Origin of the sequence: Micromonospora sp. NPDC049497 (genome assembly GCF_044465805.1) — a bacterium.
Lineage (GTDB): Bacteria > Actinomycetota > Actinomycetes > Mycobacteriales > Micromonosporaceae > Micromonospora.
Window position 1 is genome coordinate 471837 of record NZ_JBITMC010000001.1, and the last position, 12831, is coordinate 484667.

11 protein-coding genes and 1 tRNA gene are annotated in these 12831 nt (G+C 73.0%); 7 read left to right on the forward strand and 5 right to left on the reverse strand.

What is annotated here, in order from left to right:
- The first annotated feature begins 24 nt into the window (after positions 1-24).
- Positions 25-1224: an FAD-dependent oxidoreductase gene (locus ACIBR0_RS02235; RefSeq protein ID WP_396712273.1), complete on the forward strand. Its 1200-nt coding sequence runs from the start codon at positions 25-27 to the stop codon at positions 1222-1224.
- Here the strand turns inward: ACIBR0_RS02235 and ACIBR0_RS02240 are convergent.
- Positions 1221-1649, reverse strand: a complete 429-nt coding sequence (locus ACIBR0_RS02240) for a winged helix-turn-helix transcriptional regulator (RefSeq protein ID WP_396712274.1) — start codon at positions 1647-1649, stop codon at positions 1221-1223. The genes ACIBR0_RS02235 and ACIBR0_RS02240 overlap by 4 nt on opposite strands.
- Positions 1650-1729: 80 nt before the next feature.
- Here ACIBR0_RS02240 and ACIBR0_RS02245 point away from each other — a divergent pair, with 80 nt between their 5' ends.
- The gene (locus ACIBR0_RS02245) at positions 1730-3202 is read left to right on the forward strand and encodes an MFS transporter (RefSeq protein ID WP_396712275.1); all 1473 of its coding nucleotides are present in this window, start codon (positions 1730-1732) and stop codon (positions 3200-3202) included.
- 42 nt (positions 3203-3244) lie between these two features.
- Entirely contained in the window at positions 3245-4204 is a 960-nt protein-coding gene (ligD, locus tag ACIBR0_RS02250) for a non-homologous end-joining DNA ligase (RefSeq protein WP_396712276.1), read from the forward strand.
- 74 nt (positions 4205-4278) lie between these two features.
- On the opposite strand, the gene ACIBR0_RS02255 is transcribed toward ligD, so the two are convergent.
- The 4 genes from ACIBR0_RS02255 to ACIBR0_RS02270 form a co-directional block, all read right to left on the reverse strand.
- Positions 4279-4353, reverse strand: a tRNA-Arg gene (locus ACIBR0_RS02255).
- A 91-nt stretch (positions 4354-4444) separates the two neighbouring features.
- On the reverse strand, positions 4445-5140 hold the full coding sequence (locus tag ACIBR0_RS02260; RefSeq protein ID WP_396712277.1) for a winged helix-turn-helix domain-containing protein: 696 nt from the start codon (positions 5138-5140) through the stop codon (positions 4445-4447).
- Positions 5141-5632: 492 nt separating this feature from the next.
- Positions 5633-6313 (reverse strand): DUF305 domain-containing protein, encoded by a 681-nt coding sequence (locus ACIBR0_RS02265; RefSeq protein WP_396712278.1) that lies wholly within the window; start codon positions 6311-6313, stop codon positions 5633-5635.
- Positions 6314-6322: 9 nt separating this feature from the next.
- Positions 6323-7117, reverse strand: a complete 795-nt coding sequence (locus ACIBR0_RS02270; RefSeq protein ID WP_396712279.1) for a DUF3105 domain-containing protein — start codon at positions 7115-7117, stop codon at positions 6323-6325.
- A 100-nt stretch (positions 7118-7217) separates the two neighbouring features.
- Here ACIBR0_RS02270 and argS point away from each other — a divergent pair, with 100 nt between their 5' ends.
- The 4 genes from argS to thrC all read left to right on the forward strand — a co-directional run bounded on the left by argS (position 7218) and on the right by thrC (position 12775).
- A complete protein-coding gene (gene argS / locus ACIBR0_RS02275; protein WP_396712281.1) occupies positions 7218-8882 on the forward strand; it encodes an arginine--tRNA ligase in 1665 nt (554 codons plus the stop codon).
- 1 nt (position 8883) lies between these two features.
- Positions 8884-10293: a diaminopimelate decarboxylase gene (gene lysA, locus ACIBR0_RS02280; RefSeq protein ID WP_396712282.1), complete on the forward strand. Its 1410-nt coding sequence runs from the start codon at positions 8884-8886 to the stop codon at positions 10291-10293.
- An 8-nt stretch (positions 10294-10301) separates the two neighbouring features.
- Positions 10302-11615, forward strand: a complete 1314-nt coding sequence (locus ACIBR0_RS02285; RefSeq protein WP_357033031.1) for a homoserine dehydrogenase — start codon at positions 10302-10304, stop codon at positions 11613-11615.
- Between the two features lie 110 nt (positions 11616-11725).
- Positions 11726-12775: a threonine synthase gene (gene thrC / locus ACIBR0_RS02290; protein WP_396712283.1), complete on the forward strand. Its 1050-nt coding sequence runs from the start codon at positions 11726-11728 to the stop codon at positions 12773-12775.
- The last annotated feature ends 56 nt before the right edge of the window (positions 12776-12831 follow it).

The window sequence follows — 12831 nt, forward strand, 5'->3', positions numbered from 1 at the left end:
AGTCATTCTATGTATAGTCACATTATGACTAAGGCTCTCATCATCGGTGGTGGCATCGCCGGCCCGGTCGCCGCCATGGCGCTCCAACGGGCCGGCATCGAGGCGGTCGTCCACGAGGCGTACGCCCGGGACGCCGTCGGCGTCGGTGCGTTCCTCACGCTCTCCGTCAACGGGGTGGACGCCCTGCGCGCGATCGGGCTGGACGGTCTCGTCGCCGGGCTCGGGCACCCGACCCCCCGGATGGCCCTGCACGACCACCGGGGGCGGCCGCTGGCCGAGTTCGGGACCAGCGGCACCCGCACCCGCGGTTCCGGCAGCACCACCATCCGGCGCTCCGACCTCTACCGGGCGCTGCGTGCGGAGGCGACCCGCCGGGGTGTGCCGATCGTGCACGGAACCCGGATGGTGGACGCCGAGCCGACCCCGACCGGGGTCCGTGCCCGGTTCGCCGACGGCCGCACCGCCGAGGGTGACCTCCTGGTGGGTGCCGACGGGCTGCGGTCCCGAACCCGGCAGGTGATCGACCCGGCGGCCCCCGCGCCCCGCTACGTGCCGCTGCTCAACGCCGGTGGCTTCACGCGGGTGCCGGGGCTGGACGGGACGCCCGGCCTGATGCACATGATCTTTGGGACTCGCTGCTTCTTCTGCTGGATCCCGCTCGGGGGCGACGAGGTGTGGTGGTTCGCCAACCTGCCCCAGCGCACCGAGCTGACGCCCGACCAGATCGCCGCGATCGGCGCCGACGAGTGGCGCGCCCGGCTGCGCACCCTGGTCGCCGGGGACGGCGGCCCGGCTCTGCGGATCCTCGACGCCACCGACCGGATCGAGTACGGCTGGCCGACGTACGACCTGCCGTCCGTCCCGCGCTGGCACCGGGACCGGATGGTGGTCATCGGCGACGCGGCGCACACCGCCGCCCCCTCCTCCGGGCAGGGCGCCGCGATGGCCTTCGAGGACGCCGTACAGCTGGCCCGCTGCCTGCGTGACCTGCCCGACCCCGCCGAGGCGTTCGGCGCGTACGAGCGGCTGCGGCGGGACCGGGTGGAGCGGGTGGTGGCCCAGGGGAAGCGGACCAGCAACGTGAAGGTGGCCGGTCCGGTCGGCCGCGTGCTCCGGAACGTCACCATGCCGCTCTTCGCGCGCTGGGCGGCGAAGGACGACGGGAAGTCGTTCGCCTGGCTCTTCGACCACCACATCGACTGGGACGCCAGGGTCACCGCCTAGGCGTGCTCCCGGTCGTACGCGGCCCGGGCCGCGGCGATCCCGGCCCGGTGCCGCTCCGCCCAGCTGGTCAGGGCGACCAGTGACTCGTACAGCTCCAGGGCCATCGGCGTGGCGGTGTACTCGACCTTCGGCGGGACGGTCGGGTACACCGTCCGGCGGAGCAGGCCGTCGCGCTCCAGGTTGCGCAGGGTCAGGGTGAGCATCCGCCGGCTGATCCCCTCCACGCACCGCTCCAGCTCGGTGAAGCGCACCGGGCCCTCGGAGGCGGCGACCAGGATGCCGATGCTCCACTTGCCGCCCACCCGGTCCAGCACCTCGCGGACCGTGCACGCCCGCGCCTGCCCCGGCGTGAAGGGGGCCTCGCCGGCCACACAACCGGCCCCGGCGCCGTCGCCCACGGACACATCGGTGTTCCCCTGGGACATGAAAGTGCCTCCTTACGCTCTCGCCAATGGTCACAGAGGATGGCTTCGGTAACAAACCATGCACCTAGGAGGTTGTGGTCGTGTCGACCCGTACCGAAGCGTCCCGCTGGCCCGCCCTGCTGGTGCTCTGCGCCGGCAGTCTCATGATCATCCTGGACGGCAGCGTCGTCGCGATCGCGCTGCCGACGATCCGCGACGACCTCGGCTTCAGCGCCACCGGGCTGGCCTGGGTCGTCAACGCGTACCTGGTCGCCTTCGGTGGACTGCTGCTCCTGGCCGGGCGCCTCGGGGACCTGCTGGGTCGCCGACGGGTGTTCCTCGCCGGCATCGCGCTGTTCACCCTCGCCTCGCTGGCCTGCGCGGTCGCCACCGGGCCGGCGCAACTCGTCACCGCCCGCTTCCTCCAGGGTGCCGGCGGCGCGCTCAGCCTGGCGGTGAGCCTCGGCATGATCGTCGCGCTGTTCCCCGAGCCGGCCGAGCGGGCCCGGGCGATCGCCGTCTACAGCTTCACCGGCGCCGCCGGCGCGTCGCTCGGCATGCTGGCCGGCGGCGTGCTCACCAGCCTGGCCGGATGGCCGGCGATCTTCCTCGTCAACCTGCCGATCGGGCTGGCGATCCTGCTCGGCGCGGTCCGCTGGACGCCGGCCGGGCATGGCCTCGGCCTACGCGCCGGGCTGGACGTGCTCGGGGCGGCGCTGGCCACCGCCGGCCTGATGGCAGCCGTCCTGGCGATCGTGGGGACCGGGGAGCACGGTTGGCTCTCCACCCGCACGCTCGGCTCCGCCCTGCTCGCCGCCGTCCTGCTCGTCGGCTTCGCCGTACGGCAGCGGGCCGCCACCACCCCGCTGCTCCCGCCGCGCGTGCTGCGTACGCCCGACCTGGTCGCCGCCAACGCCGTGCAGTTCCTCATGATCGCGGCCTTCTTCGGGTTCCAGTTCCTCCTGGCGCTGGAGCTCCAGACGGTGCTCGGCCTGGACGCGGCGGCCACCGGGCTGGCCTTCCTGCCCACCCCGGTGATCATCGCGGCGGTGTCGCTCGGCCTCGCCGGACGGCTGATCGCCCGCTTCGGCGCGCGGGCGGTGCTGCTCGCCGGGCTCGGGCTCGCCGTGGTCGCCTTCCTGCTGCTGGTCCGGCTGCCCGCCGACGGCCGCTACCTCGCCGACGTGCTCCCGGCGGTACTGGTGTTCGGGATCGCGGGTGGGTTGTCGCTGCCGGCCGTCACCACGCTGGCGATGGCCGGCGCCGCACCCACCGACGCCGGCCTGGCGTCCGGCCTGGTCAACACCACCCAGCAGATCGGCGGTGCGCTCGGGCTGGCCGGGCTCGCCACCCTCGCCGCGACCCGGACCGACGCCCGGCTCGGCGCCGGCTGGTCCGAGGTGACGGCGCTCGCCGCCGGCTACCGCGCCGCGTTCGCCGTGGCAGCGGTGCTGGTCACGGCCGCCCTGCTGCTCGCCGTCGGCACCCTGCGCCGACGGCCTCGGCCGGCCGGCCCGGCCGAGGCCGGCGAGGAGAACTCGACGATGCGCCATGCTGTCGCACCCGTTGCGTAGTGTCCGGTTGACCGGCGGGGGCCGGGCCGGGAAGGTGGGCGGATGGGCGGGGCGGGCGAGAACCGGCACGGTGTGGCGCTGACCAATCTGGACCAGGCGCTGTTCGACGGGTCGGGCGCGACGAAGCGGGACCTGGTGGACTACCTCGACGCCGTCGCGGACCGGATCCTGCCGCAGCTCGCCGGCCGCCCGCTCTCGGTGATCCGCGTGCGCCCCGGCCAGCCGCCGTTCATGCAGAAGAACCTCCCGACGTACACCCCGGACTGGGTGCGCCGCACCACCGTGTGGGCGGAGGCGTCGCACCGAGAGATCTCGTACGCCCTCTGCGACGACCGGCGCACCCTGCTCTGGTTCGCCAACCAGCGGGCGGTGGAGTACCACCCCACCCTGGCCACGGCCGACGCCCCGCACCGCCCCACCCACCTCGTGCTGGACCTGGACCCGCCCGAGGGCGCGGCGTTCGGCGTCGCCGTCGCCGCCGCGCTGCTGGTCCGGCAGGCACTCGCCGACGCGGGGCTGGCCGGTGCGGTGAAGACCAGCGGCGCGAAGGGCGTGCACGTCTTCGTGCCGCTCGCGGCGGGCGCCACCGCCGAGGACATGGCCGCCGCCACCCGGGCCCTGGCCGTCCGCGCCGAGCGGCTCGACCCGGCGCTGGCCACCACCGCCTTCATCCGCGAGGACCGGGCCGGCAAGGTCTTCGTCGACTCGACGCGGGCTGGCGGGGCGACCGTCGTGGCCGCGTACAGCCCGCGACTGCGGCCGGGGGTGCCGGTGTCGTTCCCGGTCGACTGGGCCGACCTGGAGTCGGTGACCGCGGCCGACTTCACCATCCGGACCGCCCCGGCCCTGGTCGCCGAGCGGGACCCGTGGGCCGCGTCGATGCCCGCGCCGCAGCCGCTCCCCGCCGACCTTGTCGCCGAGGGGCACACCATCCCCGTCGCCCGCGTGCAGGCGATGCACGAGGGCAAGCGCCGGGCCCGCGCCCGCCGCGCCGCCGGCTGACGTACGCGCCGCACCAGGGGTGCCCGGACGCGAAGAAGCCCGGACCGCCTGGCCCGGGCTTTCCGGTGTATCTCTGGTGCCCCCGGCAGGATTCGAACCTGCGCCCCCGCCTCCGGAGGGCGGTGCTCTATCCCCTGAGCTACGGGGGCTCAGCGACTGGAGAAGACTAGCAAACCCGGCCGCTGAACGCCGAATCGGTATCCGGTGGTCGGTCGTGTGTCGCCGGGCCCCTCGTGGCGGTCAGGCGGCGGCGACCGCACGACCGCAGCTGGGCAGCGGGTGCAGCACGATCCGCCGGGGGAGCCGACGCGGCCACTCGTTGCGGGGCCAGGAGCCGTCCACGATGAGGTGCACCGTGCGCTGCTCCTCGCCGCTGAGCCGCAGCACGAAGTCGCGGGGGAGCGGCGGGTCGACCGACGGAGTCGTGATCATGAAGCGCACCCGGCCCCGGGACGAGACGGCGGAGATCACGTCCGCCGTCGGCATCGTGCCGCGCAGTCGGATCCGCCCGAGCCAGTAGACCTCCGCCAGGTGTTCCTGGGCGGCCCGGGTGATCGCCGGGTACTCCGACCGCACCCAGCGCTCCACCGCGCCGACGCAGAGCCCGCAGGCCCGCTCGCGCGGTTCCCGCGGACCCAGCCCCCAGGCCCGCAGGTACGCCCCGACCGCACCCGCGTCCAGCGGCAGCTCGAAGCGCCGCTGGATGAGGGTGTGCAGGCTCTGCCGCGTCCACAGCTCCTCGTCCAGGCCGAACGCGTCGGGGTGGACACCCCGGAGGGTGTCGATGAGATCGAGTTCCTGTTCGCGGCTGAGCATTCCCGGTTCGCCCTGCCGCTGTCCGCGACGGACGGCCGCCACCGCCCCGTCACCGCCGATGGTGTGGCGCCGGCACCAGCTGGTGACCGAACGCCGCGCGTCTCTCAGTGCAACCCCCACGTCTTGCGCAACGAGTCCGAATCGCAACTGGTCACGATATGTGTGGAGAAAACTCTCTTAGAGCCGCAATCGGTCGGACCTCTCAGACCTACCAAAGCGTGCTAAAGGTGCAAGAATGGCGCGTCCGGTCGGCCCGTCGGCGGTATCTCGACAGGCGATGGGCAGTGGGAACGCTGTCGAGCTGAGCCATTGACGACATCACCCTGCTTCTCGGCTCAGTGCTGGTGGGCCCGGGGCGTGCGGGCGTGGGCCGTGGCCGTCGTGGCCCGTCTCCGGCCGCTCCCGTGCCGGACGCCGGCGTGCGAGTCTGAGTCATCCACGACATCACCTCGACAGCGACGCGACCGTCATCGGTTCCCGCCGATCTGTGGGAGCGGGGACGATCCGAGCCGCCGGTGGGGAGCGACGGTGACGGTGCCCCGCATGCCGAGAGGCCCGCACCGCCGGTGGCGGTACGGACCTCTTGGGATGGTGAAGCCGACGCGGGAGCGGTCAGCCCCGGATGCGCTTGAGGGCGCTCTGCAGGTTGACCAGCTCGGTCTGCTGGGTGTTCTTCATGGTCTGGGCGGCGCGCACCACGTCCGGCTCGTCGCTCGCGTCGAGCAGGGCGTCGACCATGTGGATGCCGCCGATGTGGTGCTGGATCATCAGGTCGAGGAAGAGGACGTCCAACTCCCTGCCCTGCGCCTCCCGCAACCGCGTCATCTGCTCGGTGGTGGCCATACCCGGCATCAGTCCGTTCCTGACCATCCTGATGCCCTCCGGCATCCACGCCATCCGGGGCTGCGAGCCGGTCGGATCCAGCTCCCACGACCGCAGCCACGTCTGCATCGTGCCGATGTCACCCTGCTGGGCGAGGGCGATGTCGCCGCCGATGCTGCGGACCTCCGGGTCCGTACCCCGCTGGAACGCGATCAGCCCCATCTCCACCGCCTGGGAGTGGTGACTGGTCATGTCCCGAGCGAACCCGGCCTCGACGGAGGCGTCCCCGGGGCGGGTCAGGCGCGGGGTCAGCATTCCCCCCGCGTACCCGAGCAGGAGGCCGACCACGACGGCGGCCGCCACCACGAGGGTGCCGAACCGGCGGGCTGACCCGCGGTCACCGTCTTCGGTGACCGGGGTCTCGTCCGGGGTTCCGTCCAACGTGTCGTCCAGGCTCGAGGGTGCGGTCACGGCTCGTCCTTACTGCTGCTGCGGCTGGAGTTCCCGGGGGGTGGTGCCGGTGGCGGTCACGCCCTGGTTGCACAACGCGGTCGGGCCCTCGATGGAGGCATTCACCTTCAGCGTCTTGATGAAATCGTCGATCCGGCCGTCGTCGGCGTTGTCGACCTTGAGCTGGTAGCCCCAGGCCTGCAGCGAGATCGCCTTGTCCAGGCCCTCGAAGGGGCTCATCATCAGCTTCTCGTTGCCGCGGACCTTGGCGGCGAGCTTCTCGACCTGGTCGGCGGGCAGGTCCGGGCGGTACGTGACCCAGACGGCGCCGTGCTCCAGGCTGTGCACCGCGTGCTCGCTGGCGATCGGGGCGTCGTAGACGTCGCCCATGCAGTTCTGCCAGGAGTTGTTGTGCGGGCCGGCGACCGGGGGCTGCTGGGCGTAGGTGATCGAACCCTGCTGGTGCTTACCGCCCTCGACCAGCGACTTGTCCGACTCGCGGAAGTTGACGATGCCGTCGATCGCGTCGGCCCGATCCTCCCACGGCTTGGAGCCCTGGAAGGTCGCCCACGCGCCGTACCCGATGATCGCGACGGCCAGCAGGCCGACGGCGGTGAACAGCGCGATCGGGCCCCAGCTGCGGCCCTGGCTGACCTTCACGGGGGCGATCGGCTTGCGGGGGCCCTTGCCGCCCGTGCGAGCGTTGCCCGCCGGCTTGCCGGATCCGGCCTTGGCGCCGGCGGACGGCCGGCCCGCGGCCGGCTTCTTGCCGGTGCTGACCACGGTCGGGCGGCGTTCGGGGCCGCCCGGGGTGCTGATGCTCATCGTCCCTCGTCAGGTCGGTCGGTCAGGGGATCCGGCGGGCCGGGTTCACATGCTGGGTCGCCGCCGCGGGTGCCGAGTCTACCCCCGATAACATGGTTCGGTGACTCCCGCAGAACTCGCCGAGGTCGTCCTCTCCGCAGCCCACGCCGTCTTCACCGAGCGGGGCCTGGACCGCTCCGCCCTGCCGGAGCGGACGGCGGTGGAGCGACCCCGAAACCCCGAGCACGGGGACTACGCGTCGACGCTGGCGCTCCAGCTCAGCAAGAAGGTGGGCGTGCCGCCGCGCGAGCTGGCCGCCGCCCTCGCCGAGCAGCTCGGGCGGGCGCCGGGGGTCAAGTCGGTGGAGATCGCCGGTCCCGGCTTCCTCAACATCCGGCTCGACGCCGCCGCCGCCGGCCAGCTCGCCCGCGCGATCGTCGAGGCCGGCGAGGAGTACGGGCGCAGCGACCGGCTGGCCGGTCAGAAGATCAACCTGGAGTTCGTCTCGGCCAACCCGACCGGCCCGGTGCACATCGGCGGCGTCCGGTGGGCGGCGGTCGGCGACGCGCTCAGCCGACTGCTGCGTGCCACCGGCGCCGAGGTCGGCACGGAGTACTACTTCAACGACGCCGGCTCCCAGATCGACCGGTTCGCCCGGTCGCTGCTGGCCGCCGCCAAGGGCGAGCCGGCCCCCGAGGACGGGTACGCCGGGGCGTACCTCGCCGAGATCGCCGAGGCCGTCCAGCGGACCCGCCCGGACGTGCTGGAGCTGGACGACGCCGCCGCCCAGGAGGTCTTCCGGGTCGAGGGCGTCCAGCTGATGTTCGCCGAGATCAAGTCGTCGCTGCGCGACTTCGGGGTGGAGTTCGACACCTACTTCAACGAGAAGGACCTGCACGACCGGGGTGAGCTGGACCACGCCCTCGACCGGCTGCGCCAGCAGGGCCACACGTTCGAGGCCGACGGTGCCACCTGGCTGCGCACCACCGACTTCGGCGACGACAAGGACCGCGTGCTGCGCAAGTCCAACGGCGAGTGGACGTACTTCGCCGCCGACTGCGCGTACTACCTCGACAAGCGGGAGCGCGGCTTCGAGCGGGTCGTGATCATGCTGGGCGCCGACCACCACGGCTACATCGGGCGGATGAAGGCGATGGCCGCCTGCTTCGGCGACGACCCGGAGCGCAACCTGGAGATCCTCATCGGCCAGCTGGTCAACCTGGTGCGCGAGGGCGCGCCGGTGCGGATGAGCAAGCGGGCCGGCACGGTGGTCACGCTGGAGGACCTGGTCGACGCGATCGGCGTGGACGCGGCCCGCTACGCCCTGGCCCGCTACTCCAGCGACTCCCCGATCGACATCGACGTGGAGCTGTGGACCCGGGCGACCCGCGACAACCCGGTCTACTACGTGCAGTACGTGGCGGCCCGGACGGCCAGCGTCGGCCGCAACGCCGCCGAGGTCGGCCTGACCCGGGGCGACGCGGAGGCGTTCCGCCCCGAGCTGCTCGACCACGAGAAGGAGAACGAGCTGCTCAAGGCGCTCGCCGAGTTCCCCGCCGTGGTGGCCGCCGCCGCCGAGCTGCGGGAGCCGCACCGGGTGGCCCGCTACCTGGAGGAGCTGGCCGGGGCGTACCACCGGTTCTACGACAACTGCCGGATCCTGCCGCGCGGCGAGGAGGAGGTCACCGACCTGCACCGCGCCCGGCTCTGGCTGAACGACGCCACCCGCACGGTGATCGCCAACGGCCTGCGGCTGCTCGGCGTCTCCGCGCCCGAGAGGATGTGAGATGCGGGCTCACGAGGCCGGTGCCCTGCACGGCGACATCGGCAGCAGGCCGCCGTGGCTGCGTCCCCCGGGCGACGTCAACGCCCTGGTGCCGGAGCTCTGGCCGCGCAACGTCGCCCGGGCGGCGGACGGCGCCCTCGCCGTCGCCGGCCTCGGCGTCCGCGACATCGCGGCCGAGTTCGGCACCCCGGTGTACGTCCTGGACGAGGACGACCTGCGTTCGCGCTGCCGGGACTTCCGCGCCGCCTTCCCGACCGAGGACGTCTACTACGCCGGCAAGGCCTTCCTCTGCCGGGCGGTCGTCCGGATGATCGCCGAGGAGGGGCTGCACCTCGACGTCTGCACCGGCGGCGAGCTGGCCACCGCCCTGTCGGCCGGGATGCCGGCGGAGCGGATCGGCTTCCACGGCAACAACAAGTCGGTTGCCGAGCTGACCCGGGCGCTGGACGCCGGAGTGGGCCGGATCATCGTCGACTCGTTCACCGAGATCGACCGGCTCACCGCGCTGGCCCGCGAGCGGGGCGTACGACCGAGGGTGCTGGTCCGGGTGACCGTCGGCGTCGAGGCGCACACCCACGAGTTCATCGCCACCGCCCACGAGGACCAGAAGTTCGGCTTCTCCCTCGCGGGCGGGGCGGCCGCGGCCGCCGCTTTCAAGATCCTCGACGAGGACGTGCTGGAGCTGCGGGGCCTGCACTCGCACATCGGGTCGCAGATCTTCGACGCCAACGGCTTCGAGGTCTCCGCCCGCCGGGTGCTCGCCCTCCAGGCGCAGATCCGCGACGCCCGGGGCGTGGAGCTGCCCGAGCTGGACCTGGGCGGCGGCTTCGGCATCGCGTACACCACCCAGGACGACCCGGCGACGCCGCAGGACCTCGCCAAGCGGTTGCGCAAGATCGTCGACTCGGAGTGCGCGGCGGAGCGGCTGGCCGTGCCACACCTGTCCATCGAGCCGGGCCGGGCCATCGTCGGGCCGGCGGTCTTCACGCTCTACGAGGTGGGCACGGTCAAGTCCGTGCTGGTAGGCACTGGCGGCGACGCAGCCGGCGGACGTCGTTGTTATGTCAGCGTCGACGGCGGGATGAGCGACAACATCCGCACCGCCCTGTACGACGCGTCGTACTCGGCGACGATGGCCTCCCGCGCCTCGGCGGCGGAGCCGATGCTCGCCCGCGTGGTGGGAAAGCACTGTGAGTCCGGGGACATCGTGGTGAAGGATGAATTCCTGCCCGCCGACGTGCAGCCCGGAGATCTTGTCGCGGTCCCCGGCACCGGTGCGTACTGCCGGAGCATGGCCAGCAACTACAACCACGTGCCCCGGCCCCCGGTGGTCGCGGTGCGGGACGGTCGGGCGCGTCTGATCGTCCGGCGGGAGACCGAAGAGGACCTGCTCGCTTTGGATGTGGGATGACGTCACCTGTGCGTTTGGCGCTGCTCGGCTGCGGCACGGTCGGAGGCGAGGTGGTTCGGCTGCTGCACGAGCAGTCGGCCGACCTGGCCGCGCGGATCGGCGCGCCGCTGGAGATCGCCGGCATCGCCGTGCGCCGGATCGGCCGGGACCGGGGTGACCTGCCCGTCGACCCGGCGCTGTTCACCACCGACCCGCTCGGCCTGATCAAGCGCGACGACGTCGACGTGGTGGTCGAGGTGGTCGGCGGCATCGAGCCGGCCCGGACCTGGCTGGTGGAGGCGCTGCGCGCCGGCAAGAGCGTGGTCACCGCCAACAAGGCGCTGCTCGCCGAGGACGGCGCGGCGCTGCACGACGCGGCGGCGGAGGGCGGCGGGGACCTCTACTACGAGGCGTCTGTGGCCGGAGCCATCCCGCTGCTGCGCCCGCTGCGCGAGTCGCTGCACGGCGACCGCATCACCCGGGTCACCGGCATCGTCAACGGCACCACCAACTTCATCCTCTCCGCGATGGACGCCACCGGCGCCGGCTTCGCCGAGGCGCTCGAGGAGGCCACCGAGCTGGGGTACGCGGAGGCCGACCCCACCGCCGACGTGGAGGGCTTCGACGCCGCCGCCAAGGCGGCCATCCTCGCCTCGCTGGCCTTCCACACCCGCGTGGCGGCGGCCGACGTGCACCGCGAGGGCATCACCGAGGTCACCGCCGCCGACGTGGCCAGCGCCAAGTCGATGGGTTGCACCATCAAGCTGCTGTGCATCGCCGCCCGGGGCGCCGACGCCGCGGGTCGGGAGACGGTCAGCGTCCGCGTACACCCGGCGATGATCCCGCTGACCCACCCCCTCGCGAGCGTCGGCGACGCGTTCAACGCGGTCTTCGTCGAGGCCGAGGCGGCCGGGCAGCTCATGTTCTACGGCCGGGGTGCCGGTGGCGCACCGACCGCCAGCGCCGTGCTCGGCGACGTGGTCGCGGTCTCCCGCAACCGGCTCGCCGGGGTCCGCGCGGCCAGCGAGTCCGCGTACGCGGACCTGGCGGTACGGCCGATGGGGGAGGCGCTCACCCGCTACCACATCAGCCTCGACGTGGCCGACCGTCCGGGTGTGCTGGAGGCGGTGGCCGGTGTCTTCGCCCGGCACGACGTCTCCATCGCCACCGTGCGGCAGGGCCCGGCGGGCGGCGGTCCGGCCGGCCGCGGCGACGACGCGGACCTGGTGATCGTCACCCACGTGGCACCGGACGCCGCGCTCGCCGCGACCGTCGGCGAGCTGCGCGGGCTCGACATCGTCCGCTCGGTGGCCAGCGTGCTCCGGGTGGAGGGTGGCCTGTAGGCCGTGTCCCGCCTGATGGTTAGGGGTGGGTGCGGCGGGGGCCGGTCCGGCAGGCTGGTCCAGGCTTGACGTGGGCCCCGGTGCGGGGCTTCGGGAGCGAGGAGAGCGACATGTGGCGGGGTCTGATCGACGCGTACCGGGACCGGCTGCCGGTCACCGAGGCCACGCCTGTCGTCACCCTGCACGAGGGCAACACCCCGCTGCTGCCCGCGCCGGTGCTCTCCGCCCGGCTGGGGTGTGACGTCTGGCTGAAGGTCGAGGGGGCCAACCCCACCGGCTCGTTCAAGGACCGGGGCATGACCCTGGCGGTGTCCAAGGCCGTCGAGGCCGGCAACAAGGCCATCATCTGCGCCTCCACCGGCAACACCAGCGCCTCCGCCGCCGCGTACGCGGCCCGCGCCGGCCTGACCTGCGCGGTGCTCGTGCCGCAGGGCAAGATCGCGCTCGGCAAGCTCGCCCAGGCGCTGGTGCACGGCGCCAAGCTCCTCCAGGTCGCCGGCAACTTCGACGACTGCCTGTCGCTCGCCGCCAAGCTCGCCCAGGACTACCCGGTGGCCCTGGTCAACTCGGTCAACATCGACCGGCTGCACGGCCAGAAGACGGCCGCGTTCGAGATCGTCGAGGCGCTCGGCGACGCACCGGACATCCACTGCCTGCCGGTCGGCAACGCGGGCAACGTGTCCGCGTACTGGCTGGGCTACTCCGAGGACCTGGCCGCCGGAAACACCACGAAGACACCGAAGATGTACGGCTTCCAGGCCTCCGGTGCGGCCCCGATCGTCACGGGTCAGGTGGTCCGCGAGCCCTCCACGATCGCCACCGCCATCCGCATCGGCAACCCGGCCAGCTGGACGAAGGCCCTCGACGCGCGGGACTCCTCCGGTGGCCTGATCGCCGCCGTGACGGACCGGGAGATCCTGGCCGCGTACCGGCTGCTGGCCCGCGAGGTGGGTGTCTTCGTCGAGCTGGGCAGCGCCGCCAGCGTGGCCGGCCTGCTCCAGCAGGCCGCCGAGGGACGCGTCCCGGCCGGTTCGACGGTGGTCTGCACCGTCACCGGCCACGGCCTGAAGGACCCGGAGTGGGCGATCACGACGGCACCCGCCCCGGTCACCATCGCCAACGATCCTCTGGCCGCCGCCCGCTCCCTCGACCTCGCCTGATCCGTCCGCCCGGCGTTGTCGCGCGGGGCGAACGGGCAGGTCCCGTGGGCGGGACG

Bases quoted from the DNA above. Each gene is read 5' to 3' on its own strand.
- ACIBR0_RS02235 (WP_396712273.1), top strand. From the start codon at position 25: ATGACTAAGGCTCTCATCATCGGTGGTGGCATCGCCGGCCCGGTCGCC.
- ACIBR0_RS02240 (WP_396712274.1), bottom strand. From the start codon at position 1,649: ATGTCCCAGGGGAACACCGATGTGTCCGTGGGCGACGGCGCCGGGGCC.
- ligD (WP_396712276.1), top strand. From the start codon at position 3,245: ATGGGCGGGGCGGGCGAGAACCGGCACGGTGTGGCGCTGACCAATCTG.
- ACIBR0_RS02270 (WP_396712279.1), bottom strand. From the start codon at position 7,117: ATGAGCATCAGCACCCCGGGCGGCCCCGAACGCCGCCCGACCGTGGTC.
- lysA (WP_396712282.1), top strand. From the start codon at position 8,884: ATGCGGGCTCACGAGGCCGGTGCCCTGCACGGCGACATCGGCAGCAGG.
- thrC (WP_396712283.1), top strand. From the start codon at position 11,726: ATGTGGCGGGGTCTGATCGACGCGTACCGGGACCGGCTGCCGGTCACC.